The sequence below is a fragment of the Streptococcus suis genome (genome assembly GCF_046032115.1).
Classification (GTDB): domain Bacteria; phylum Bacillota; class Bacilli; order Lactobacillales; family Streptococcaceae; genus Streptococcus; species Streptococcus suis_AJ.
The window spans coordinates 24,212-49,087 of sequence record NZ_JARQOZ010000002.1; the positions used below are offsets into that span (position 1 = coordinate 24,212).

A 24,876-nucleotide genomic window follows, 5' to 3' on the forward strand; every position below is an offset into this window, starting at 1 on the left:
ACTTAATTCTCCAAAATTTCCAAAAACTTACGAGTATTGCCTAAAGACATCTGTCCAGGTGCAGATGTTTCATCTAAGCTGGCAAAAGTCCAGCAGGATCCTGTAATCACACCTGCAATACGCGTTAACTTCCCTAGTTCACCCATAGCGATTGTCGCAAATGTCTGCTCGGTGTTCAGCGATTTAAAACCACGAGTATAATTCATAACATCTAGGACATCCTGCTCTGACTTAGCCATTACAGCCATTTTAACAACAGCTGGTGACAGGCTAGTCAGTTCAGACATGATTTCCATATAATTAGACGGTGTTTCCTCAAAATTATGATAACTCAACACAAGATTAGGAAACTCCAACATCTGCTCAAAAACCGACTTATAAGAATAATATTCAAAATCAATATAATCTGGCTGATAAAGCGCTGCAACTTCTTTGATTAAATTGACATATTCTTGATCGTCCAAATCCAAGTGGCCACCTTCACGTGTTGTCCGAATGGTGAAAACCACTTCCTTACCATTACATTTTTCAAATATAGCAGGTGCTACTCTTAAAATATCATCTTTCGGAAGGTAGTCTGCTCGCCATTCAACAATATCTGCCTCTGCTAGACGTTCTACATCAATGGCCTCTACCTCTTCCAGATTTCTAGGCATAATAGGAACTACTATTTTCATTTATCTACCTGTATCGTAAAGACCTTTAGGTAATTACTACTTTCATCATTTTTATTGATTACAAAATCGGCTGGCAAGCGGTAACTTGCCTCATAACGGTGTTTTCTAACACCAAAACCTTTTTCAATCTGCCGCTTAAATTTTTCAACAGAAACATTTGCGGCGTTGGTCGAAGCGATAATAGTTCCACCTGTCTTTAGTATTTCCAAAGATTGAGAAATCAACTTGTGGTAATCTTTGGCTACTGAAAAGGTTTGTTTCTTATTTCGTGCAAAGCTTGGCGGATCCAAGACAATCACATCATAAGTCAAGCCTTTACGTTTGGCATATTTGAAATATTCAAATACATCCATTACTACAAAGTGATGATTATCTAAGTCTAAACTATTAACCTTAAAGTGAGCTTTAGAAAGTTCTCGCGAGCGTTTGGCTAAGTCAACAGAAGTCGTTTCCCCTGCTCCGCCCATGGCAGCAGCAATAGAAAATGCTGCCGTGTACGAAAACATGTTCAAAAGTGACTTGCCTGCCGCCAGGCCATCCACCAAGGAACCACGTACCTCATGCTGATCCAAAAAGATTCCCGTCATCAGTCCATCATTCATAAAGACCTGATAGTGAACTCCATTTTCCAACACTGTGAAATACTCAGGGGCTTCTTCTCCATAAAGATGAGCAGACTCAAAGGCCAAACCTTTAAAACGAATCTTCTCATAAGCTCCTCTTACTTCTGGAAATACCTGTTGAAAGGCAGCAACAATCATCTCTTTGACAGAATAAATAAAGGTATTATACCATGAAAAAACTGCGTATTCATCATACAAGTCAACCGTCATTCCACCAAAATTATCTCCATCTTGATTAAATAAACGAAAAGCATTCGTCATCTCAGATTGATAAAAATGTTGACGTTTCTGTTTAGCATCCACGAATAATTTAACAAAAAAATCCACGGTCAAGTCTTGGTTGCTTCTACTAAACAGCCAGCCTATTCCCTTATTCTGTTTGGACAAATAAGCCTGACCTAAATAGCTTCCAGATTCTGAATACAAAACAGCCAGCCTGTCTTCATCAAACGAAAAACCTGAAAAATCAGCGCTATCCAAGAGTTGAATCCCTCTGTTTATTTTCTGTTCTGCAATACGGTTTACCTTTATTTTCATAGAATTATTATAACATGTTTCTTCATATATGCCAAAAAAACTCTAAACTTTGAGGCTTATTTTAAAATTATGGTATAATGAACTAAGCTTTTAGAAAGGACCATGAGTTTTTATTGTGAAAAAACTAATTGACTACGTCAAGAAGAGCGGACAAACTCGACTTGGCTTCGTCTTGATTTTGCTAATCATTTACTGGCTCAAAACACTCTGGGCCTACTATGTTGATTTTAATTTAGATACCCAAGGATTTTTCCAAAATTTTATCGCTATTATAAATCCTCTACCAGTAGGGATTTTATTGCTTGGTCTCTCGCTTTATATAAAGAATACGAAAGCATTCTATAGTGTAGCGATGACCATTTATATTGTTCTTTTCGCCTGGCTCTTTTCAAATGCAGTCTATTATAGAGAATTTTCCGATTATATCTCCATTTCTACCATGATGGCTACCTCTAGCGTATCTGCTGGACTAGGAGAAGCAGCTCTTAAGTTATTTAGGCTATGGGATATTGTCTATTTTCTTGATTTTATAGCTTTTGGTTTCTTAGTCTACCGTAAGGCATTTCACTGGGACAAAACTCCATTTCATAAAAAATCTAGCTTTGCCATCACAGCCTTTTCAGTATTATTGTTCTCTATCAATCTCTTTTTAGCAGAAATTGATAGACCTGAGCTACTTACAAGAGGATTTTCTAATACTTATATCGTCAGAGCCATTGGGTTACCAGCTTTCCTTGGCTACAATGCTAATCAAACCTACAATGCCCATAGGGATCGCTCTGGGGCCACTGCCTCAGACCTGGAGCCTGTAAAACAATATATTACAGAACATTATGCTCAACCGAATGACAACTACTTCGGTATTGCCAAAGGACGAAATGTTATCTATCTCCACCTAGAAAGCTTACAACAATTTGTTATTGACTATAAGTTGAACGTCAACGGTGTCGAATACGAAGTCACACCTTTCCTCAATTCTCTGTATCATTCTAGCTCTACTCTCGCCTTTTCTAATTTCTTTAACCAAGTGAAGGCAGGTAAAACCTCTGATGCCGAAACCATGATTGAAACCTCACTTTTTGGACTCAATCAAGGCTCTTTCATGGTCCAATATGGTGGAAGCAATACCCAGCAAGCTGCACCATATATTCTCTCTCAAAATGGTGGCTATACATCTGCTGTATTCCACGGTAACGCAGCCAGTTTCTGGAATAGGAACAACACCTATAAACAGTGGGGTTACAATTACTTCTTTGATCAATCCTACTTCTCTGAAGCCACTGCTGAAAATTCATTCCAATACGGTCTGAATGATAAAATCATGTTCGCCGACTCTATCCAATATCTTGAACATTTACAGCAACCCTTCTATACCAAATTTATCACAGTTTCCAACCACTACCCCTATACAACCAGCTTGATTGGGGATGAGATAGGCTTTCCATTAGCCAATACAGATGATGAAACCATTAATGGTTATTTTGCTACTGCCAACTATCTCGATGCGTCCATAAAGGCATTTTTCGATTACTTAAAAGCGACTGGCTTGTACGAAAACTCCGTCATCGTCCTCTATGGTGATCACTATGGGATTTCTAATTCACGCAATCCTGACTTGGCACCATTGATTGGAAAAGATTCACAGACTTGGTCAGATTTTGACAATGCCATGATGCAACGTGTTCCATATATGATTGTTGTACCTGGAATGACCAACGGTGGGATTTTTGATACCTATGGTGGTGAGATTGATGCACTTCCTACTCTCGAACATCTTTTAGGAATCAAATCCGATAACTATCTCCAAGTTGGTCAAGACCTACTTTCCAGCCAACACAGCCAAATTGTGGCTCTTCGAACCGCTGGCAGTTTCATCACACCAAAATACACTAGCTACGAAGGTAAAATCTACTATACAGAAACTGGTCTTGAAATTACAAATCCAGATGAGACAACTCAAAAAGAAATTGATGCAATTAAAGAAGCTACTGCAGCACAACTAGCGACTAGCGATGCCATTCAAACTGGTGATCTTATCCGATTCTTCGACAATGGATTGCCAGCCTTAGATTCAAGTCAATATAACTACATTGACTCATTGGCTGCCGAGATTGCACTAGAGAATAAACTTGGTACACAATCGACAAGTTTGTATAGTAAAAACGGCAATAAATCAACAATTGAACTATTTAAAGCACCAAGCTACCTAGAACTTCACGGTAGTACAACTGCTACTAGCACACCAAATACTGGTACAAGTACAAGCACTAGCTCAACAAGTACCAGTGCAAATTCGCAGTAATACACTAAAAGGCTTAGAATCATGTCAGTTACTACATTGATTCTAAGCCTTTTATACTCAATGAAAATCAAAAACAGGCTAGCTCCAAAGGTTTGGGGAACCTTTGGAGGTTGGAGATAGAGCGAACGTAGTTCGTTTCTACTTAGCAGATAGAACCCTGTTACTATTTTGTTTCAAGGTAACAGGCTGAAAGGCTCCACTGGAGCCTTTCACTCATCAAATCAAGTCAACAACGTCTGATTTTGATTTTCGAAGAGTATTAGACCACTATTTCAAATCACTCATCTCTATTCCATCAAGGAAATATAGAATCCTCACTAGACTCTTCCCCTGTTGATGGATTCTTAGGGGCATCTATGGGTGCAACAGTACTACTTTCAGTTGCTTTTGTATCTTCTGTTGTAGTTTCAATGTCTGTTACAGTTTCTACTTCTGGGCTAGGTGTCAACAAATCATCTAACCAGCCGTCTGCATCCTCTTCTCCATTAGGGACATCTGGAGTATTCGGCAGTGGATTTCCAGGCAACCAAGTGTTCCCTTTCTCAGCTGTTCCGTCTTTGCTATCACTTTCAACTTTATCAAAATGAATATCGTAGACAGTATCTTTCAAAATAGGTGTGTCCCATGCTACATTTGGAATAATCGATTTTGTATAATCTCGTTTATAACCTGTATCACTCTTCAAAGATGGCGGAAAAATTCCAGCTTGGTTCAATGTTAACCCTTTTCTAACAAGGTAAACAACTGTTTTACTAGTTCCCAAATGTGTCTGAAGTTGACCGCCTTCACCTGCTCGAAATGCAAGAGCTACATAATTCTTTGGATCATGCCAATGGTAATTTGGATGTCTACTTGGATCATTGATGTCCGTTGGATTATCCATATTTTCGGCAATATATGGCCCTATACGAGGAGCTGTTGTCCCAAATGCTGCCAAGCTTGTTGTGGCACTAACATAATCTGTATCTTTTTCTCCACCAGTAATAACTGTCCTAAACTCAATGAATTCATAATCTTTACTTGGAATCGGTTCTGGTACAACAAGCCCCTGCTCCTTAGCTTGTTTCCAAGTTAAGTCAGATTTCACAAAGTATATGAACCCTGCTCGAATCTCACCATTTAATTTTAAACGCCCATTGGCTATCGCACTATATTTAACAGGTACATAGTCTGATAGATCAATATTTGAAACATCATCACTTGGAGTGTAAATATTTTTGGTTGGCTTACGATAAACAGTATCAAAATCAGCATAAAAACTTTGATGTTCTCTTGCCATCTTGCCAGACTTTGGCAAAGTAGCATTCCAACCATTAAAGACGCGTCCCTTTTGTTGAAGGGTCTGCGGATAGGCGATGTTCAAATCCTCCCAATTTAAATCTTTACGAACCAAATAATAAACTCTCTTCGTTTTTTTACCATTAACGACAAAATCACCAAAATCACTATTTGTACTGAATGTTACTAGAATAAAATTTTTAATATCCTGAAGCCCTTCTGGATGATACTTTTGATGGACACCATTACGTGTTAAATTTTCTGTTGAACCTTCTGTATAAAAAGGCCCATAGACCGATTGTTTCTCAATAGCAAGATTTACCGTTTCGGTCTTAACATCACGCTCAGGATCATCTGGCAAACTAGGATCAATTTTATAAACGTGCGCATGGTCCCCATGGCGTACACTCATATAGTTCCCATCAATTGTAATGTCCTCACGCTTGACTTTAAAACGCTCCATATACTGCTTAATGAGACGTTCTTTTCTCTGTTCAAGAGTTTCTCCATCCTTTTGCTTAAGAATACGATCCTCTGGACTTTCAAACGGCTTCCTTGTATCAATTTCCTTTAATAAAACAATATGTGTGTGATCTCCATGCGGATATTCTAATCCAATTTGACCGTCAACAATGACTTTCTTAAGACGTGATGGCTCTAAATTCAGTTCTTTTGCTAAGTAGTCCAATTTGGTTTGATACTCAGTATTTTCTACCTCGGACAATGGCTTCTTATCCGATTCAACATTTGGTTTATACTGGTTTACAAGATAAGACCATTTACTCTTTTTCAATGTTTCAAAATGAATAAGATGCAAATGTTTCCCATGCATTACTAGAATCCCAATTTCCGTTACACCGTTGATATTTTGCCCATCAAACAAGAAACCATCACTCGTTTGAAAATCAATCCCCGGAATCCCTTCCTGTCGGTGAACGATAGGAAGAGTTGGCGATTGACGACTATCAGAGGTCAATTGTCTGTGGGTCGTGCCACCTAAGCTTGATTTTAAAATATAGTGATAATGATCTCCATGCCGAACAGTATAGCCATTGGCATCCTCTGCGACAATATCTTTAGGATCAAAAACGTATTCATCTTCGGTCTGTTTCGAACCAGATGGTCGCTGATTTCTATTAGGTTGAGAAGAATGTGTTTTTTCTTGATAGATCTCAGGAATTAAATAAGCCCATTTTGTATTCTTTAAATCTGAATAAAAGAAAAAGTGCTTATGATCGCCATGATTGACAATAATTCCTAAATCAGTTTTTTCCTCAATTTGTGACTCATCAGTGAATAAAAATCCATCATCTGTCGCTTTATCAATCCCTGGAACTTCCTTTTTCGAATCTGAAGGAATCTCTTTTGATTGCTTTGATTGCGATGTTTCTATGCTTGTTATTTTTTGATGGCTCGATTGCTCTTTATAATTAGACACTTGATAGGTTACCAATACTACAGCACAAATAAGCGATACTCCTGCTACATAAAGCAAAGTCTTACCTTGTTTCATATCACTGTTTCTCTCCTTGTCTACTATTATATTTATGTTGTTGATATGATAAATGGGAGTGGGAAAGAACTCGACCATTCATAGAAGAGTTCGTCAACAAGTCTTTATTTCTAGTTGTTGAGCTGAAACAGTCTATCCCCAGACTGTTTCACTCCCACCCCCGCACAGCTCAAACTGTCTGGGAGACAGTTTGAGGTTGGAGATAAGGCGAACTCTGTTCGCATCAGTCGTAGAGGTCAGATTTGGAGTGTAAAACACGAATTGCTGAGATTTGCTTCGCAAATCTTATCTCCAACCTTCTTCCTCGCTTTCATGCTTCGAGGCTCAGGCTGAAACAGTTCCCCGAACTGTTTCACTCCACTGGACTGTTAAACCCAATCAACCACTGCGCTGAGATGTTGACACTAACGTTGAGAAGCGGTGCTGGGCTTTGCCCAGATTCATCTCCATATCCATTTACTTCATAAAATAAAATTTGTCGCCTTTTTAATTTACCAGTTAAGTATATCATTCATATTGAAATTTAGCAAGCTCTGAGCGAATTAAAACAAAATAAAGAGCTTGGTACACAGACCAAACTCTTTATTTTATATACTTATTTAGCAAGCTTTGCTTTAGCAGCATCAGCAAGTGCTGTGAAAGCTACTGCATCGTTTACTGCCAAGTCAGCAAGCATTTTGCGGTTTACTTCGATTTCTGCCAATTTCAAACCGTGCATCAATTGTGAGTATGACAAACCGTTCATGCGAGCAGCCGCGTTGATACGAGTGATCCACAATTTACGGAAATCACGTTTTTTCTGACGGCGGTCACGGTATGCATAGTAGTAAGAGTTCATTACTTGTTCTTTCGCAGTGCGGAACAAGAGATGTTTAGCTCCATAGTAACCTTTAGCTAATTTTAAAATACGTTTACGGCGTTTACGAGAAACAACGCCACCTTTAACACGTGCCATTTAATTTTCCTCCAAATAATTCAAATAATAAGTAGTGCTATATCAGTGCTTAGCGCATTTGAGTAAGCATTGACTTGATACGCTTGAAGTCACCAGCATGTACCATACCTGCTTTACGAAGGTGACGACGTTGTTTTTTAGTTTTACCGTGGAAACGGTGTGAAGTATAAGCGCGGAAGCGTTTCAATCCACCAGAACCTGTACGTTTGAAACGTTTAGCTGATGCGCGGTGAGTTTTTTGTTTTGGCATGTTAATTCTCCTTTTGCTTAAAAAGCTTATTTTTTATCTGAAGCTGGGGCCAATTGCATAAACATTTGACGTCCGTCCATCTTAGCGCGTTGTTCGATAATGGCAATATCTTGGGTTGCTTCAGCGAACTCAGCTAATACTTTCGCTCCAACTTCTTTGTGGGTAATCATACGACCCTTGAAACGGATCGAAACCTTAACCTTATTTCCTTTTTCAAGGAATTTACGGGCATGACGAAGTTTTGTCTCGAAGTCCCCTTTATCAATAACTGGACTTAGACGCACTTCTTTCACAGTGACAACACTTTGTTTTTTGCGTTGTTCTTTCTGTTTCTTCTGATATTCAAATTTGAACTTACCGTAGTCCATAATTTTCGCTACTGGTGGTTTAGCTTGCGGTTGAATCAATACTAAATCCACGTTGGCGCTATCAGCAATGGCCTGAGCCTCATTGAGCGGTTTGATTCCCAACTGTTCACCCTCAAGACCGATAAGACGAACTTCACGCACTCGAATTTCATCATTGATGAACAAATCTTGCTTTGCTATGGCTTTTCACCTCATTTTATATTTTTCGAGAAAAACGAAACGGACTTGCTAAACAAGTCCGCACTACACCATTATTCTTTCCGAAGAAATCTTAATCCGTAGAGCCAGACAACGTTAGTCGCAAGGCGAGAAGCTCTCACTTCTGCTTTTCTCAATACGACTATTCTAACATGTCTAAAACTACTTGTCAAGAATTTCTTTCGCTTTTTCGGAAATAAATTTCACTACACCTTCGATGGATACTCCTGTTGTATCAAATGTGATGGCATCGTCAGCAGCTTTCAAAGGTGAAACCTCCCGAGTACTGTCTTTCAGGTCACGAGCTGCAATCTCCTCTTTCAAGATTTCCAAGTCTGTCTCGATGCCACGTTCCGTATTTTCCTTAAAACGACGCATGGCACGCTCTTCCACTGAAGCAATCAGGAAAATCTTGAGTTCCGCCTGTGGTAATACGACTGTTCCAATATCGCGACCATCCATAACAATGCCGCCAGCCTGGGCAATTTCCTGTTGCAAGCGTACCAATTCTTCCCGTACTAGAGGAAGTGCTGCTACTGCCGACACATTATTTGTTACTTGGTTATCACGAATTGGTAAAGTGACATCTTCATCACCCACAAAAACTAATTGTTGACCATTTTCATCACGCCCAAATCGAATAGGGTACTGAGCAAGCAAGGCCACGATTCTATTTTGATCTGTGACCTCTATGCCGTTTGTCAAGGCTAGATAGGTAGCCGAGCGATACATAGCTCCTGTATCTAAGTAAGTATATCCAAAATTTTTAGCAATAATTTTAGCAACCGTTGACTTCCCGCTTGAAGCTGGACCGTCAATTGCAATTTGAATTGATTTCATAACTCCTCTTTATCTAATACGGACTACATCACCTGGATGCGCAAGCCAAGACCCTGTGGTCATTTTCTCTGGATTTAATCGCTCTAGCTCAGCAATTGAAATCCCGCCACGTGCGGCTAATTGTCCAACACCTTCACCTGCTTGAACAGTAATGGTAGAGCCATCCGTAGCTTCTGCTAGACTGGAACTTGTTTCCGTTGTTTCTGTTTCTGTCGCATCAGTAGAAGTAGACTCCTGTGTTTCTGCAACTGAAGTTGAACTTTCTGCTACAACTGCTGCGGAGCTTGGATTATAGAATTCTTTAGTTGAATCTGTTTTACTTCCTCCAACCGACAAATAGATGGCAGTGATACCAATAATCAGTACGATAACAAAGAAAATAATTGCCAAGACTGTAAATACTGTTGTACTTGCTACTCCCTTGTTTAAACGTTCTTTTCGACTAACTGTTTCTGTTTGATAAACTTCTTCATTCCATGGCTCTTGTGACATTATCGAGAAAACTCCTTGTATTTTTATTAAAATATGATTACAATACTAATATGAAAATAAAACTTATTCCTGAACGGTGCATTGCCTGCGGGCTCTGTCAAACCTATTCATCTATATTCGATTATGATGACGACGGTATCGTTGTTTTTTCAGACGACTCACAATTTGAGAAAACGATTGAACCCAATCCAGATATTCTCAAAGCTATCAAATCATGTCCTACAAAAGCCATTTCAGCGGATTGATTTGGCTTTTTTTGTATAATACTCTTCAAAATAATCCTGTTTTATTAAATGGTCTATTAATTCAATCTCACCCTTGAAGCAATTATGAATAGCTAAATGGTTAATAAAGTATTTTTTCGGCCATTTGCGCATGTGATACACCTGTCCATTGGGAAATTCTTGTGAAAATATGCGAATGGCTAGATAAGAAACTTCAATTTTTTCTATGGTAGCAATTTCAATTTTCTGTACTGCAAAAGGATTAGCTGAAGCAATCCGTAAATGCTTTTCTTTTATCTCGAAATAGCGATGTAAGCCAAGCACTACTAATACAGCAAAGAGAGAGAGCAGTAAGATAAATAATCTTGACACTCTCAACTTTTCCAATAAAAGTGTCATACCAATGAAAATAGGCGTGAAGGTAAGTGACCAGTAAATAATGGCCCATGATAAATCCGGTTGCCAATGGTAACGAATTTTACCAAAAATTTTGATCATATCGGACCTCCATCTATTATTCTAGCACAAAAAAAGAGATTTTCCTATGAAAACCTCTATCTTTTGAAATTTTTATTACATTTACATGACAACGGCGTCTTATTTGTAAAAGAAATGAAATATTTTACTTCTCTCTATTACGAACTTTTCAGCAACCATTTATAGTTGACAAGGTTTACTTGCCAATAAACCTTAATTTATTGAACAAATTTTAAAATCCACAAATTCTTTGTATTTTACCATAATAATATATATCAATGATAAATAACACCGAGTCCTCGAATGATGTAAAAATCATAAATATAACTTTTGAAAATATGAATACTACTTAAAATAAGTAAGAGAGCCGAAATAAGGAAAACCAGTCTTTGAATTTTCGGATACATTTTTAATAACTTCCAATACCCGAACATCATCATCAAGCATAGTGGAACAAATAATCCAATGATATATCTACCTTGTGGCTGATAATCAGTAAAGTAACTCCTATAAACGTGTAAAAAAATAGTTATTAGCATTGAGCCTGCAAGTGATAAATATGCAAAAATTTCCCATATCGAGAGCTTTATTTTAAACTTATAAAAAATGCTAAAACATACTCCAATTATCAAACTATACCAATAGACATTGTAGAGAAAGTCTGACAGAACCAAGGACATATAGCTAAATCGACCAATAAATGACTGCCAAGTCCAAACAATAAAATCATAGTTACGCCAAGTAAAAAACTCTATAAAATTTCTACCATAACTAACAGCGCCATTTAACATTGACTCACCACCCTGTTCAATCCATTTTTGATGAGCAGCTTCAAAGGCACTACTGCCAAAAAAATCTCCATATAAGAGATAATTTCTTACAAAAAATGGTGCAACAACGACAATTAAGATAATTGATAGTAAGACACAATGATTGATTTTCATTACGAAGCTATTGTGCTTCAGTTTATTAGAGTAGTTGATTGCGAACAGGAAATATATACCAGCAAACAATACAAAACCATAGGTATTGATATATCCCAATAAGCAAACAATAAAATCCAATGCTAAATAAATGGTATCAAAATATGTCCACTTGCGAGCAATGCTTGTTTTTACAACTACATCAGTGACTAAAGCTACTCCCAACAATCCAATGATGTCATTATTAACGTAGGAGGATAAAAAGATAATTTGTGGCCAAAGTCCAACAAATAAGATTGTAAACAAGCAAATCATTTTACTTTTTGTGATTCTCCAGACAGAAAGTGCAATCACATTTGCAGTCAAAACTCCGCTAATAACACTAGTAAATCTTGCAGCTAATAACAGTGCCTGGTCACTTTGGCTAAATAAACTCGTAACTTTCATGAAAAGCGCACTAAACAATGGAGCTAGGAACTGAGAATAAAAACCATAAGACCAATTTCCACCTCTATCAAATAAAGTTTCGGTATCATAGCCAGTTGGGAGATGTCCATGCTTATATATAAACATGGGAATCTTATAGCGTAAGTACTCATCAGGAGCACCATCAAATGGAATTGTTTTTGCCCATACTAAATAGGTTAAAAACAAAATAGAACTGAATAGAATTAAAAAAATTTGGAATCTATAGCGTTTCATTAGTTCTCCAATAAGTAAAGTTTTTAATCAATAATAACATAACCAATAATAAGGTGAATGCTACTAATACTAGAATCTCTATAAAAAGTAATTAGTCCCTATGCTCTATTTCAGTTCTATCACTAATAATATATTTAGGTCTGTGTTTTACTTCTAAATAGATTTTCCCGATATATTCACCAATTATCCCCAGACATACTAATTGAACGCCACAAAATAGGCTGAGTAAAGTACCATTTGATGCCCAACCTGAAACGGTTTGACCAGAGAAAAACTTGATAAAAATCCAAAGAATTACTAAGAAACTAATAAAAGCCATGAGCAAGCCTAAAACTGTTACCAATCTAATAGGTTTTACACTTAAACTAGTAATCCCATCAAATGCAAGATTTATCATCTTATTCAGTGGATACTTACTTTTCCCTGCTACTCTCTCGTTACGCTTATAATAAACTGCAGAGCTATTAAAACCAACCAGAGGAAACATACCTCTCAAAAACAAATTGACCTCATCAAACTTTTTGAATTCGTTCAGAACTTTACTAGAAACCAAACGATAATCTGCATGATTATAGATAGCTTCCACTCCCATCATATCCAGCATTTTATAGAAGAGGTGAGCGGTTGTTTTCTTAAAAAATTTATCAGAATCACGATCATTCCTGACACCATATACAATTTCTGCTCCTTGCATATATGCAAAAATCATTTCATCCATTGCGTCAATATCATCTTGACCATCACAATCAATGGAAATCGTAATATCCGCCCAATTCTTACTTTCCATCAAGCCGGCATAAACTGCATTTTGATGTCCTCTATTTCGACTTTGACGCAATCCAGTACAATGAACTGATTGTTTTGATAGATTAGAAATAATTTTCCATGTATCATCTTTACTTCCATCATCTACAAATACTATTCTACTATTTTTAGCAACCAAACCTTCTTCAATTAGTGATTGTATTTTCTTTAAAAACAATGGAGCAGTAATTGGTAAAACATCCTCTTCATTATAGCAAGGAACAATAATTGCTAAAATGGGCAATTCTAAAAACTTCACTATACTCCTCTTTTCCACTTACTTTAACGAACAATATCAGTATATATCCAAAAGTAGTAACCAACTATTTAACTTTTTTCTTTTACTATATAGATTGGCCTTTTCTTTGTTTCTAAAAAAATTTTTGAAATATATTTACCAATAATACCCAAAGCTAATAATTGAATCCCACCTAAGAATAAAATAACTGTCACTAGGCTCGCCCAACCTGGAACTGGATCAGCAAAAATTAGTTGGCGAATAATAACAAAAATAGTACTTATTATTGAAACAATAAAAGAGCAAAGTCCAGCCCATGTAGCAAGTGTTAATGGTACATCAGAAAAATTTATAAATCCCTCAACAGAATATTTAAATAAACTCCAAAAATTCCATGATGTTTCTCCTGCAATTCTTTCACGATTTTCATAAGAGATATAGGTAACTTTATAACCTACCCATGAAAATAATCCTTTAGAAAATCGATTTACTTCTTTTAATTCTAAAATACTATTAACAACTTGTCGAGTCATTAACCGAAAATCTCGTGCTCCATCAACCATTTCCGTACTTGATACTCTATTCATTATCTTATAAAAAAGGTTAGCAAAAAATGAGCGAATAACTGGTTCCCCAGTGCGATTGGATCGACGAGTTGCAACAATATCGTAACCTTCGTTTATTTTCGAATACATTTCAATTAGAAGTTCTGGAGGGTCTTGCAAATCAACATCCATAACGGTCACAAAATCTCCATCGGTCGACTCCAATCCAGCCAGCAATGCAGCTTCCTTACCAAAGTTTCGTGAAAAAGAAATAAAGTGTATATTCGGATTTTGGCTTGAAACTTCCTTCAAGACTTTTAAAGTACCGTCTGATGAGCCATCATCTATAAATATATAGCTAAATTGAAGTTTACTGCTTAATTCATTTTCAATTTTCGTTATAGATTCTAAAAAGGGAACAATTGTCTTTTCTTCGTTAAAACATGGAACGACGACCGATAGTTTTTTCATTTAATTTCTCCAAAATTTTACATACCACCAAATAACAAAATAAACATACAAAAGATATACTTTCAACCGTGAAACCTATTTTTTGCAAAGTAGTTTTAGCAAAGTAAACTGATACATGACCACTGGAGGAAATTTTAAGAGTAGCCCTTCCATCATATAATGCTTTCTTATTATTTTCTGGTTTTCCTACTTGTAAATCAGCATGTATTTCCTCAGGAGTTTTTTCAACATAGAATATCTGAGGTTGACTTCCGTTCGCACCTTCCGAATATTCAGCGATATATCCTTCATACCAAATTCTTGGGAGTACAATTAGCTGTTCCTCCCCTTCACTGGCCAATTTTACATCAAACTCTAATAAATTATAGCCATGTCTAATATTGGTAACTTCAACAGAGTCTCCGTCAAATTCAAAATTGTTAATAACACCATTCCTAATATTTTCATGATTTACATCTATGTTCAGATATTCATCACCAGATGTATCATATTGATAAGTCAGAGGATTATTATATGCATTTAAAGCATCCTGATTTGTATTAAATATAATTTCTCGAGTAGTTGATGTATAACCTCTCTCAGAGTAGGGAATGCCATCTATTGTAAATCTCATTGGAAACGCATAAATATAAATTAAAAACTGAAGAACCGTTGCTAGAATTACTATATTTTTGGATGCTGATTTAGCAAGTGCAAAAATGACAAAAACCGGTAACAGATAGATTAGGCGTTCGGTATATTGAAAAACTGATAGAAAGGACTCCCTTAATAGATGCCATGGTAAGATGTTAGAAGAAAAGATAAACATTAACACTGTAGCAAAAACTAACTGCTTTGAGAAACGATCTAATTTTCTAATGGAAAAAATAGCTAGTAAAATAAATACATATATAATCGGCCAATAATAATTAGATAAAATAGACAGAATGCTACCGGGAGCCATTAGGGCTCCAGAGGGAAAAGGATGGTCACGTAATTTCCAATTAACAAAAAATATTTGTGAAGCATTCTGCTCAAGATACTGAACAATAAAACCACTTAGCAATAAAATAGAAATAAGAACAGAATAGATAAAAGATTTTATTTTTTTGAAACTTAGCAAATCTATATTCAGCAGAACTAGAACTAATGCAAAAATAGCTAAGACAACTGTAGATATTATATGAGTTTGAACCAATAAAGAAATTACAATTGCTAAAAGAATTGGATTGCACTCATCTTTATAAATCACTTTGTAAATTGAATATAATAACAGAGGAATCAGCGGCACCACCGCAGTCATCCCAAATCCAAAATATGTCACTGAACAGGATATTGCAATGGCTCCACAAAAAGAGTGAAGCCACCTTCCTGTCATCTTTTCTAAAGTAAAATAAGTTGTGCAAACTGTTGCGAAAGTCGATTGCCAAACCAACACAGCAAAAGAAAGTGTAGCAACCTTTGTTTTAATAAAAACTATAGCAGGAAGATATAAGACCCAGTTGCCATAAAACATAGGCACACCATAGCCTGAGCCTTTAAGAAAAACATAGTTTAAGCTAGGTAAAAAATCATAATTGCGAATAGATTGAGCTAGACCAACAATTCTGCCTAGATGAAAAGGATAGTCATATATTATACTTGACATATTCGCAGAATAATAAGAAATAATTGTAAACAATACTGAATATATAAATAGATAAATATACCTATTATAAACTATCTTTTTTATCATGAATACTCTCCATAGGTAGAATTTTTTAGTTTTCTACACTAAAAAATTCAGCGTAATTTTTTAAATAATTTTTTCCAACTGTAATATCATACTGAATAAGCTTCAAATCATCAGCAGTTAATTGACCTTCTTCATCCAACTCAGTTTTATCAACGCTAGATTTTTCTAATACATCCGTTAAAAGTGCATAATAAGGGGACACTTTTGAATTTGTATGTGCTAATAGTGCCGCCGGAAAATCACTGGAATTGATTAACGGAAAATTTAATTTCTGATTATCTTTATTACTCCAAATAAAATAATCGGTTAAATACTTGGACTCTGAATTATTCTTAAAAAGAGTTTCAGGATACAATCCTGGAAGATGATCGCCATAGAAAACAACTGTTATCTTCTTTTCCATTGTTGATAATTTATCTAAAAATTCTTTTGTGACTTTATCCGTTTCAAAAAGTAGGCGTGAGAAATTAGAAAGTTGATTATTTTCATCCGCACTAAAGCCTTCACCTACTCCTGTGATTTCAGACGGCTCACCTATGGACCACGGAACATGATTTTGGTAAGTAATGACTGAAAAGAATTGGCTTTGATTCATATCTAGTTTATCAAGAATATTTTGATAGGTTGAACTATCGCTTGGAAAATTACCATATTTTATACTTTCCGTTGGTGGTAACGCAAGATTATCGTTTGCTATAAAGCTATCGAAGCCTAATTTACCATAAACTTCTCCTCTAGAGTATAATTTTGTTTCTCCAAGATGAATAACATAGCGATTCTGAGAATGATAGACATAACTAATAGAAGGTAATTTTTTCATTTTAGGAACAACTTCAGTATTATATATTGAGATTGACGAAGACAAATTATAATATGGTAAACCAAGTAGCGTTTGAATTTCAATATTCGCAGTACCACCGCCATAAGCGTCCGATTTCATTAAACCGCTCGTCGTTTCGGAAGCAATTTCTTTAAAATTAGGCAAAACGTCTTGGCTTAGTGTTACTCCTTCAAGTCTAGTGGGATCGGCTAGACTCTCACTTAATATAAAGATGACTGTTTCATCCTCTATCAATTGCGAACGACTAGCATTTATTTCGGCAGCCCTCTTTTTATATTTTTCAACTAACGTTTGAATCGTTTGCTGGTTATAATTATTTGGCTTGTCCATTATCGGACGAGTGAATTGTTTCATCCACACATAAGATAGTGATTGAAAACGCGCTGTAGTTGCGTGACCTGTGAAAGAAATATTATAACTATTATTAAGTCTGGATAAAATAGGAATATTATCCGCAATTCGTCCGTTTTCTTGATTAAAAAATACTGTCAGAATACCAACAAATACCGTGAACACTGCTGAAAGGACTACTAATTGGATTTTTACCTTAGCTATGATTTTTCCCGTCAGATATCTACTCTTTAAAAAGAATGTGATAAATACGGATGTAATAATTAATAAAATTGCTACACTTAAAATCTTTAAGTCTATATAATTAAAGATTAAATCAAGTTGAGATACCATTGAAAAATCTGTCAACAATAGCGGTTCACGCCTCATGGAATACTTCATTCCATTTACAATCGCTACTGTAATTCCAGAAAAAATAATCAAAATAGTTGATGGCCAATAGCGATTAAAAAGTAGGTAGACGGTCAAATTGATTAACGCAAATAATATTATTTGAAATGCAGTTGCTCCTGGAAAAATATATTCCCCATAAAAATCTTCGTTCATCCGAATGCCAAATTGGATGAAAAAATTGAAAATCATCGCCAAAAATAAGCTACTAATAATTACTAAAGATAGGCTAGTTTGATTATTTCGCAACTTATTCATTGCTTGCCAAAATGAAATAGTTATAAAAATAACAATTAGTATAACGGTTGCTGAGAAATATAAAATTTGCAAATAGAACTGCTGATAATCACTATAATCTGATAATGCTAAAAATTGCTTCAACTTCTCTATCAGCTTGCTATCGTGCAATACGATTACTGATACTAATAAAGCTAATAATAAATTTGTTGACTTATTTTCATTTAAATAATTAGAATGCTTTCTAATCACTTCAACTTTGCTGGTCAAATACTTCAGAACAAATGCTAAAGAAATGATAATAAAAATTACTCCAAAACTTCCTATCTCAAAAAAATAATCAACATCAAAAGTGGTAATATCAAAAGATTCATTATTAAGATTTTGGGTCATTAGTAAAAAATAAGAGATGAGTAAATATACAAAATATGAATCTATTAACTTTCTAAAAAATTCCCCTCCAATAGTTACAGAAAGATAGGATGAAAAAATGAGAATCGAAATAGCGGATAAGACCTGTAATACATACCGAAATTCGGTTACACTCTGGCTAATAGTGATATAATCTACTAAATATTCACTCAATGAAAATGTTCCAATCACAATAGCTGCTAGCATCAAAACAACTTTCATAAGTATATCTTTTTGTATGCTTTTTTTAAAATACTTTTTCATTGATTGAATTTTCAAATCTCTATCCATTATTTTTCTCATATTTTCGTAAAATATTTTCTTAAAATAAGGCATTTGGAATACTTTCTCTTCCTAATTAAATAACATTTAGATTGTCAACTAATAGACTATTTTCTTTTTTTTCCCTGATGTTCTAATGAAAAGCTTGATATATCCTCATCTAGTTTTATCATATTTGCAAGTCGAATTCCACGCCATTTCTCAATATGGAACAAGGGGTTAACAACTGACCAATATAATTTCTTCTTTACAGAATAATCTTTATCACTCAATATTTTAGGTATATCTTTTAGAATCCCTTTCAAACTTTGACGGAATATAAACCACAAGCTCATTTGTGACTCTGGCGCTCCACTATTTAGACGAACGTTATATGTTTCGTCAAAGATACGTTTTTTATACTCTTTTAACAAAACATCGTTTGAGTGTTCGACTATTGCTCGGCCATTATATGCCTTGTAATATCCCGCATCTATAATATCTTTTCCATACTCATAATCCTCGGAATACTTGACTGGGCGATAACCTATTTCATTCACTAGAAAAAGACGTGGAGCTGCTGAACACACATCACTATAAAATGATTCTTTTGTGTACATTCCAACCTGTTCTGAAACAGTTCTAGTCCAAATCGTCACCGCATCAGGTGTCCCTTGCTCCTCAAATACCGCATTGATGTCGTATTTCATGGCAGGAAAACAATAGTCTCTAGGTTTCTGACGTGCAAGTACCGCAACGACTTTTTCACTAATTTCAAACGGTGCCAGCATCTCATTTAACCAATTTTGATTGTATGGAACAGCATCCTGACTAAGATACACCATATACTCTCCGTCTGATATTTCAGCCGCCATTTGTCGAGTTCCACCATGTGAATATTCACTTTTATCAATCTGCTTTAACGTAAGGTTCCCATATTTATCAGCAAACTTACGAATAATAGGAACAGAATTATCGCTTGAACCAGAATCTGTTATAAGGACATTCCAATTAAAATCTGTCTTTTGATTGTAAAGAGCAGACAATGTTTCTTCTAAATGGTCATTTTCACCATTATAAACTGGAATAAATACTGTAGCTTTAATTTGGTTAGCCATTTATAACCTCTCGACGAATAATTTTCTCCACTTTTTTATAGCTTTCATCCCATGATAAACCAGTATACTTATCACTCATTTGTTCGGCATGCTCATTAATATCGGCTCTTTCGACAGCTTCACATAACTTATTTGCTAATGATACGGGATAGGCTTCCGTATAGAGGATATCATCAATCTCACCGAGAACCATACGGTTATTATCTCCATCGTTCATGACTGGAACACATCCTGCTACCAACAATTCTAAAGGCAATAATGATACATTTGTTAATGAAAGAACTAAACATGCTACACTTTCATGATAAATTGCTGCTAATTGCTCTTTATTTAAAATACCACGGTCTGTAAATTCGAACGGAATATCGTAATTTGACATATCTTGACCGAAAAACTCGATTTCATATTCAGGATGTTTTTCTTTGAAAATTTTCAAAGCCATAACCCCAATTTCAAAACCGCGTCGCTCAGTGTGAGCCCTAGCATAAAATGAAATTTTCTTCTTCTTTACAATTGGTGTTTTGGGTTTATAAATATCGATATCTGCACCGAAATCAAAATAATCTGCTTGCATTCCATATTGACCAACTTTTTCTACAAGCCACTTCCCTGCTGTGATACCATAAAAACCAAACTTATAGGTTGCTTCAGCAAGCATGTATCTAGATCCCACACCAAAGAATATTGGTTCAAAATCCTGAACAAAATAAAACTTATGCAAATGGTCATCTTGTAGATTGAAAACAGCGTAAGCAGTTTCCCAACTCGTAGCAAATACTACATCTTGATTTTTAAAGTCTTCTAATTCTTCTACATCCACGTCTATTCCATAAGAACGAGAAAAAATCTGCTGTGCTTCACCTGCTGATTGTGGAATAGTATTGTTATGATAGATATAAAATGTAATGTGATGTCCCTGACTTTGTAAATATTTCACAAATCGCGAAATGGTCGTATGACCACCGCCGCCAGGTCCGACTGGAGGAGATACCCAAGCAATATTTAACTTGTCTTTGGATAATTTTTCAGGTTTAATATAGGGATGATGAATATAATCAGCACTAGCTAAATCTGAAAATTGTGGCATTTGAGGAAGTTCGTCCATGTTTATTTTAGAGGGAGGGGTAACAACTACTTGGTTTTGTCCTAGTAGATGCGCTTTAATTTTTCGGATTGTTGCCTTGGTTCCTTCTTGGCGATAAGTACGAATAGTACTATGAATAATTTTTTTCATTTTTTCTCCTTTCGGCCTATTCTCCATTTGTAATAATTCCATTTGACAATAAATTTTAACGCCTTAAACGGAACAATAAATAGATTTTTAATATTGCTATTACTAAGGTCTGACATGTTAATATAAAAATCTGGGTAGACTGGGATTTTGACTTCTTTTATGACTTCTACTTTAACTTCTTTTACTACCTCAATTTCCTTGATTATTTCAACCTCATGATAAACTTTTTGACGATTCAATACTTTATTATCTAGAAATGAAGGTAGGGAATTTGGATTTTCAATAATTCGAAAATCATATCCTTTATCCCAAGCTAAGTAAACAACTAGTCTATCAATAATGCTAAATAGTTTATTTTTATCAGAGTAGTCATCTCTAAGTAACTGGCTAATTGGTACATTTAGCAAATGCTTGACCACTTCATCTTTCATCCAAACCGCTCCACCATATGGCAAAACAAAACTATCAAATGATGAAAAATCAATATTTTTCCGCTCGGATACTTCTCTCCACACTTGATTCAATTCGTTTGAGAGCCTATTCTCCATATCAGCATCGACCAAGCGTTGCATTCGGAATGAAGTCGGTACATCAGGAATGAGCACCCCTACATTACTTTTACTTAAAAATTCGAGTAAAATGCTATCGCTCTCGGTAAACATCATATCAGCTAATTCAGTGTAAGTTGAATGTCCGTTATAAAAGTCATCCGAATCAACCATAAAACTGTTCAAAAAACCGATATAGTTGTAGTGAGTAATATTATCTTTTAGTTGGTAAAGAGGAGAAAACGCAAAACCACATTTTTCTATAATAAAAATTTGAGCCACGATAGTAAATTTTTCCAATTCAAGGCGAATCCTCTTTTTCAGTTCTTCACTTTCAACCGAAATAATTATATCGAATTTATTGGCTAACGATTTTATTTTATCAATAATACTGTTAAAGGTCCATAAGTCAGTAAGATGAATAACTACTGCACCATTAGAAAATTCGTCAAAGTTTACTAGCTTTGTTTCTTTTTTTAATAGTTTTTGACTTAATTTGAAAACCGAATCAGGATAGTAAACCTGAGATAGATGGTCAATAATCAAGTTTGTTGGATAGTCTGTTTGTCTCTTTAATTCCTCTAAAATATATGGAGAGATAGGTTGGTGCATTTCAAAAAGTTTAACTTTTAAGAATGGAATTTTGGCCTCAATCAAAGTTTTAGGGTGATCTAATGAAAAATTCAACTTCCCATTATTTTCTATTTTTGTTGTATCTAAAATGGATTGATAATGAAATCCAGCATCTATCAATATTTTTGTTAGTTGTGTTTCATACTGATTAATTACATTTTGAACATCTGTAAAATTTTCTACATTCTTCATAAAATTCAAGAATATTTCAGAACTAAAAACAGACTTTTTAAAAACCATGAAATACGATTGTAAATGTTCTGGAATAAATGGCTCGCTATTTGGAACCTCAGCATGATTTGTCATACCCCAAAAATCTACATCAGTTTGCTGTTCAAAAATTTGATAGTAACCTTCCAAATCCCAAATTGGACCAAAACATGTATCATTCATAAATGTGATGGAATCAAATTCAAGAAGTTCTTGACTATCTAAATTGAAAATCCCATCCCTCCAAGCCGCGAAATCAAAGCCAACATTTTCTCGTATAATAGGATTTGAAATTTTAAACTTACTCTCTAAACTTTCAACTATTGATGTGCTTAATTGACTATTGCTGATGAAAATAGTTCTATCAAAAATGGGTGTAATTGTACTCAATTGATAATCAACATATTCACTATAAGCATTATATTTATTATAGTGAACATATACTAGTAGTCTTCTCATTTAACACCTCTGAGTCCATGTTTTAGATTGTTTTAAAGGTTCCCTGTCTTTTAAGAATTCCATCTGCAGAATCCACCAATGATAAATCAGTTTGATCAATTTTGCGAACGATAGTTACAATCGGCGACTCATCCAATGGTGTTACAGCTAAAATCTCAGAAGCCCTATTCTTCACAACCATCACCATTCTAACCTTAATACTATTAAAGTAATCTAAGCAACACTCATAACTAAATGTTTTTTTACCAATCCCTGTAGTTGACAGGTACATAGAATTATCATTGTATAAAGGTTGCCCTGTATCAAGATCAAAAAATGTAAATGCTAGATAAGTATCATCATCAACTAACTGATCATAAGAGATTTCAAATTGAAGTATATCCTCGGGCTGATAAATTTTATCATGTAGTAATACTGCTTTCAAATTTTGAATTCGATGATTTGTTTCAAGCTCACCTTTTGATGGCGATTCCTCTTCATTCGATGTGGTAGTAGGGGTGTTAGTATGAGTGTTATCCAATTGGTATTGTCCTGCAACATCAAATGGTTCACCATAAGCTTTTACCAAACCGTTCTCGATAAGCACCGCCTTGTTACAATACTTTTTAACAGCACTCATATCATGAGTTACAAGTATTGTTGTTTTACCAGATTTTTTCCGTTCCATGAAATAGTCATTACATTTTCTCTGGAAAGCTTCATCACCAACAGCTAATACTTCATCAAGGATTAGTACATCTCCTTGAGCTTTAATCGCAACGGAGAAAGCTAAGCGTACTTGCATACCACTGGAGTAATTTTTCAGCTTTTGATTCATGAATTCACCAAGTTCAGCAAAATCAACAATATCATCATACATATCATCAATTTCCTTTTGGGTAAATCCTAACATGGCCCCATTCAAATATACATTTTCTTTACCTGTTAATTCTGGGTTAAAACCTACACCAAGTTCAATAAACGAAACTAACTTACCATTTACAGTTGCTTTTCCTTGTTCTGGAACATAAATTTGAGAAATAATTTTAAGGAGTGTTGATTTACCTGAACCATTACGTCCAACAATCCCAAAAAAGTCCCCTTCTTCTACTTCAAAATTGATGTCTCTGAGTACATGTTGTTTTTTATAACCTTTTATCCCTTTAAAGCGATTTACCAAAGCTGTTCGAAGGCTCTGGGTACTTTCAGTCGGCAATTTGAAATATTTTGAAACATGTTCAACTTTTACTGCAATATTTTTTGTCATTAAAGAATCTCCGCAAAACGTTTAGAATTTTTTCTAAAGATAATCAGTCCAATCCCAAAAATTACAAATGGAATGACATATGGAACTGAGGCAATTACCTTGTTTCCAATTAGGTCCCATCCACGCAAGTTTCCATCATAGACGATATAGTGACGAATATCTTGGACAATCTGAGCCAATGGATTAAGCATAAGAAATTTAGCTACTTGTTCTTGCCCTCTATCCAAAAGATACGTTAGTGAATAGATAATCGGTGTAGCATACATCCCAGCCTGCATGATAACTTCCCAAATTGGACCGATGTCTCGATATTTTACAAACAGGCTTGAGAGAATGAAGGCAATCCCTGTAGCCAAAATAACTAGTTCAATAAAGAGAGGAATTAAAACGAGAAAATTGACATTAGGATAAATTCCGTTCACAATTGAGAAGGCTAAAACGACAATTAAGTTGATACTATAGTTAATAGCAGCTCCTGCAACTGAGGAAATAACTATAATCTCTTTGGGAAAACTTAGTTTCCTCAATAAGTCTCCTCGTGATACAATGGATAACATTCCCATATTAGTTGCTTCAGCAAAAAAGTTCCAATTGACCATTGCAAACAAAACGCCAACAGCAGCATGTGGGGTACCATCATCAATTCTCAAAAATCGAATAAAGACAAGATACATGATTGTAAATAGTAACATTGGTTTCAAAATTGACCATAGATGCCCAATAAAGGAACCTTGATAACGTAGTTTAAAATCTGTTTTTATCATCTCTCTTAAGAGTATTTGATTTTCTTTATTTAATAAATTCAT

General features: G+C 35.2%; 21 protein-coding genes and 1 other annotated feature. Of the genes, 2 read left to right on the plus strand and 19 right to left on the minus strand.

Going from position 1 to position 24,876, the window contains the following annotated elements:
- Positions 1-2: 2 nt before the first annotated feature.
- Together aroD and P7J36_RS01260 are read right to left on the minus strand one after the other, a co-directional pair.
- Positions 3-677, minus strand: coding sequence for a type I 3-dehydroquinate dehydratase (gene aroD / locus P7J36_RS01255; RefSeq protein WP_024401414.1), 675 nt, complete (start codon positions 675-677; stop codon positions 3-5).
- The gene (locus P7J36_RS01260) at positions 674-1,837 is read right to left on the minus strand and encodes a class I SAM-dependent rRNA methyltransferase (protein WP_408550981.1); all 1,164 of its coding nucleotides are present in this window, start codon (positions 1,835-1,837) and stop codon (positions 674-676) included. Before P7J36_RS01260 ends, aroD begins: the two co-directional genes overlap by 4 nt.
- Positions 1,838-1,952: 115 nt before the next feature.
- Here P7J36_RS01260 and P7J36_RS01265 point away from each other — a divergent pair, with 115 nt between their 5' ends.
- Complete coding sequence (locus P7J36_RS01265; protein WP_408550979.1) at positions 1,953-4,139, plus strand: LTA synthase family protein; 2,187 nt, start codon at positions 1,953-1,955, stop codon at positions 4,137-4,139.
- A 295-nt stretch (positions 4,140-4,434) separates the two neighbouring features.
- On the opposite strand, the gene P7J36_RS01270 is transcribed toward P7J36_RS01265, so the two are convergent.
- From P7J36_RS01270 to P7J36_RS01295, 6 genes are all read right to left on the minus strand, one after another.
- The gene (locus P7J36_RS01270; protein ID WP_408550978.1) at positions 4,435-6,930 is read right to left on the minus strand and encodes a pneumococcal-type histidine triad protein; all 2,496 of its coding nucleotides are present in this window, start codon (positions 6,928-6,930) and stop codon (positions 4,435-4,437) included.
- 595 nt (positions 6,931-7,525) lie between these two features.
- Positions 7,526-7,885, minus strand: a complete 360-nt coding sequence (gene rplT, locus P7J36_RS01275; protein WP_029180443.1) for a 50S ribosomal protein L20 — start codon at positions 7,883-7,885, stop codon at positions 7,526-7,528.
- A 49-nt stretch (positions 7,886-7,934) separates the two neighbouring features.
- A complete protein-coding gene (gene rpmI, locus P7J36_RS01280) occupies positions 7,935-8,135 on the minus strand; it encodes a 50S ribosomal protein L35 (protein WP_024375714.1) in 201 nt (66 codons plus the stop codon).
- A 26-nt stretch (positions 8,136-8,161) separates the two neighbouring features.
- Positions 8,162-8,668, minus strand: coding sequence for a translation initiation factor IF-3 (gene infC / locus P7J36_RS01285; RefSeq protein ID WP_002940606.1), 507 nt, complete (start codon positions 8,666-8,668; stop codon positions 8,162-8,164).
- 40 nt (positions 8,669-8,708) lie between these two features.
- Positions 8,709-8,837: a sequence feature (ribosomal protein L20 leader region), on the minus strand.
- Positions 8,838-8,863: 26 nt separating this feature from the next.
- Positions 8,864-9,541, minus strand: coding sequence for a (d)CMP kinase (gene cmk / locus P7J36_RS01290; protein ID WP_029178663.1), 678 nt, complete (start codon positions 9,539-9,541; stop codon positions 8,864-8,866).
- 9 nt (positions 9,542-9,550) lie between these two features.
- Entirely contained in the window at positions 9,551-10,033 is a 483-nt protein-coding gene (locus P7J36_RS01295; RefSeq protein ID WP_408550977.1) for an SAG1386/EF1546 family surface-associated protein, read from the minus strand.
- 50 nt (positions 10,034-10,083) lie between these two features.
- On the opposite strand from P7J36_RS01295, the gene P7J36_RS01300 reads away from it, so the two are divergent.
- Entirely contained in the window at positions 10,084-10,278 is a 195-nt protein-coding gene (locus P7J36_RS01300; RefSeq protein WP_014637747.1) for a ferredoxin, read from the plus strand.
- Here P7J36_RS01300 and P7J36_RS01305 read toward each other — a convergent pair.
- From P7J36_RS01305 to P7J36_RS01355, 11 genes are all read right to left on the minus strand, one after another.
- Positions 10,267-10,755: an EbsA family protein gene (locus tag P7J36_RS01305; protein ID WP_014637746.1), complete on the minus strand. Its 489-nt coding sequence runs from the start codon at positions 10,753-10,755 to the stop codon at positions 10,267-10,269. The two genes, P7J36_RS01300 and P7J36_RS01305, sit on opposite strands and share 12 nt — an antisense overlap.
- Before the next feature lie 254 nt (positions 10,756-11,009).
- Positions 11,010-12,359, minus strand: a complete 1,350-nt coding sequence (locus P7J36_RS01310) for a hypothetical protein (RefSeq protein ID WP_408550976.1) — start codon at positions 12,357-12,359, stop codon at positions 11,010-11,012.
- A gap of 91 nt (positions 12,360-12,450) precedes the next feature.
- Positions 12,451-13,422 (minus strand): glycosyltransferase family 2 protein, encoded by a 972-nt coding sequence (locus P7J36_RS01315; protein WP_408550975.1) that lies wholly within the window; start codon positions 13,420-13,422, stop codon positions 12,451-12,453.
- Positions 13,423-13,490: 68 nt separating this feature from the next.
- The gene (locus P7J36_RS01320) at positions 13,491-14,417 is read right to left on the minus strand and encodes a glycosyltransferase family 2 protein (RefSeq protein ID WP_099872010.1); all 927 of its coding nucleotides are present in this window, start codon (positions 14,415-14,417) and stop codon (positions 13,491-13,493) included.
- The gene (locus P7J36_RS01325) at positions 14,383-16,131 is read right to left on the minus strand and encodes a glycosyltransferase family protein (RefSeq protein WP_208574287.1); all 1,749 of its coding nucleotides are present in this window, start codon (positions 16,129-16,131) and stop codon (positions 14,383-14,385) included. The genes P7J36_RS01320 and P7J36_RS01325 overlap by 35 nt, the downstream gene beginning before the upstream one ends.
- Before the next feature lie 25 nt (positions 16,132-16,156).
- Complete coding sequence (locus P7J36_RS01330) at positions 16,157-18,652, minus strand: LTA synthase family protein (protein WP_408562424.1); 2,496 nt, start codon at positions 18,650-18,652, stop codon at positions 16,157-16,159.
- 98 nt (positions 18,653-18,750) lie between these two features.
- Positions 18,751-19,740: a glycosyltransferase family 2 protein gene (locus tag P7J36_RS01335; RefSeq protein WP_408550972.1), complete on the minus strand. Its 990-nt coding sequence runs from the start codon at positions 19,738-19,740 to the stop codon at positions 18,751-18,753.
- The gene (locus P7J36_RS01340; RefSeq protein ID WP_044668250.1) at positions 19,733-20,965 is read right to left on the minus strand and encodes a rhamnosyltransferase WsaF family glycosyltransferase; all 1,233 of its coding nucleotides are present in this window, start codon (positions 20,963-20,965) and stop codon (positions 19,733-19,735) included. The genes P7J36_RS01335 and P7J36_RS01340 overlap by 8 nt, the downstream gene beginning before the upstream one ends.
- A 5-nt stretch (positions 20,966-20,970) precedes the next feature.
- Positions 20,971-22,824: a rhamnan synthesis F family protein gene (locus tag P7J36_RS01345; RefSeq protein WP_044773444.1), complete on the minus strand. Its 1,854-nt coding sequence runs from the start codon at positions 22,822-22,824 to the stop codon at positions 20,971-20,973.
- Positions 22,825-22,846: 22 nt separating this feature from the next.
- Positions 22,847-24,070 carry an ABC transporter ATP-binding protein gene (locus P7J36_RS01350; RefSeq protein ID WP_044668179.1) on the minus strand — a complete coding sequence of 408 codons (1,224 nt, stop codon included), beginning with the start codon at positions 24,068-24,070 and terminating at the stop codon, positions 22,847-22,849.
- The gene (locus P7J36_RS01355) at positions 24,070-24,876 is read right to left on the minus strand and encodes an ABC transporter permease (RefSeq protein WP_044668178.1); all 807 of its coding nucleotides are present in this window, start codon (positions 24,874-24,876) and stop codon (positions 24,070-24,072) included. The genes P7J36_RS01350 and P7J36_RS01355 overlap by 1 nt, the downstream gene beginning before the upstream one ends.

Excerpts from the sequence above, each read along its gene's own strand:
- aroD (WP_024401414.1), bottom strand. The coding sequence starts at position 677 with ATGAAAATAGTAGTTCCTATTATGCCTAGAAATCTGGAAGAGGTAGAG.
- P7J36_RS01260 (WP_408550981.1), bottom strand. The coding sequence starts at position 1,837 with ATGAAAATAAAGGTAAACCGTATTGCAGAACAGAAAATAAACAGAGGG.
- P7J36_RS01270 (WP_408550978.1), bottom strand. The coding sequence starts at position 6,930 with ATGAAACAAGGTAAGACTTTGCTTTATGTAGCAGGAGTATCGCTTATT.
- rplT (WP_029180443.1), bottom strand. The coding sequence starts at position 7,885 with ATGGCACGTGTTAAAGGTGGCGTTGTTTCTCGTAAACGCCGTAAACGT.
- rpmI (WP_024375714.1), bottom strand. The coding sequence starts at position 8,135 with ATGCCAAAACAAAAAACTCACCGCGCATCAGCTAAACGTTTCAAACGT.
- cmk (WP_029178663.1), bottom strand. The coding sequence starts at position 9,541 with ATGAAATCAATTCAAATTGCAATTGACGGTCCAGCTTCAAGCGGGAAG.
- P7J36_RS01295 (WP_408550977.1), bottom strand. The coding sequence starts at position 10,033 with ATGTCACAAGAGCCATGGAATGAAGAAGTTTATCAAACAGAAACAGTT.
- P7J36_RS01300 (WP_014637747.1), top strand. The coding sequence starts at position 10,084 with ATGAAAATAAAACTTATTCCTGAACGGTGCATTGCCTGCGGGCTCTGT.
- P7J36_RS01305 (WP_014637746.1), bottom strand. The coding sequence starts at position 10,755 with ATGATCAAAATTTTTGGTAAAATTCGTTACCATTGGCAACCGGATTTA.
- P7J36_RS01310 (WP_408550976.1), bottom strand. The coding sequence starts at position 12,359 with ATGAAACGCTATAGATTCCAAATTTTTTTAATTCTATTCAGTTCTATT.
- P7J36_RS01320 (WP_099872010.1), bottom strand. The coding sequence starts at position 14,417 with ATGAAAAAACTATCGGTCGTCGTTCCATGTTTTAACGAAGAAAAGACA.
- P7J36_RS01325 (WP_208574287.1), bottom strand. The coding sequence starts at position 16,131 with ATGATAAAAAAGATAGTTTATAATAGGTATATTTATCTATTTATATAT.
- P7J36_RS01330 (WP_408562424.1), bottom strand. The coding sequence starts at position 18,652 with ATGGATAGAGATTTGAAAATTCAATCAATGAAAAAGTATTTTAAAAAA.
- P7J36_RS01335 (WP_408550972.1), bottom strand. The coding sequence starts at position 19,740 with ATGGCTAACCAAATTAAAGCTACAGTATTTATTCCAGTTTATAATGGT.
- P7J36_RS01345 (WP_044773444.1), bottom strand. The coding sequence starts at position 22,824 with ATGAGAAGACTACTAGTATATGTTCACTATAATAAATATAATGCTTAT.
- P7J36_RS01350 (WP_044668179.1), bottom strand. The coding sequence starts at position 24,070 with ATGACAAAAAATATTGCAGTAAAAGTTGAACATGTTTCAAAATATTTC.
- P7J36_RS01355 (WP_044668178.1), bottom strand. The coding sequence starts at position 24,876 with ATGAATTTATTAAATAAAGAAAATCAAATACTCTTAAGAGAGATGATA.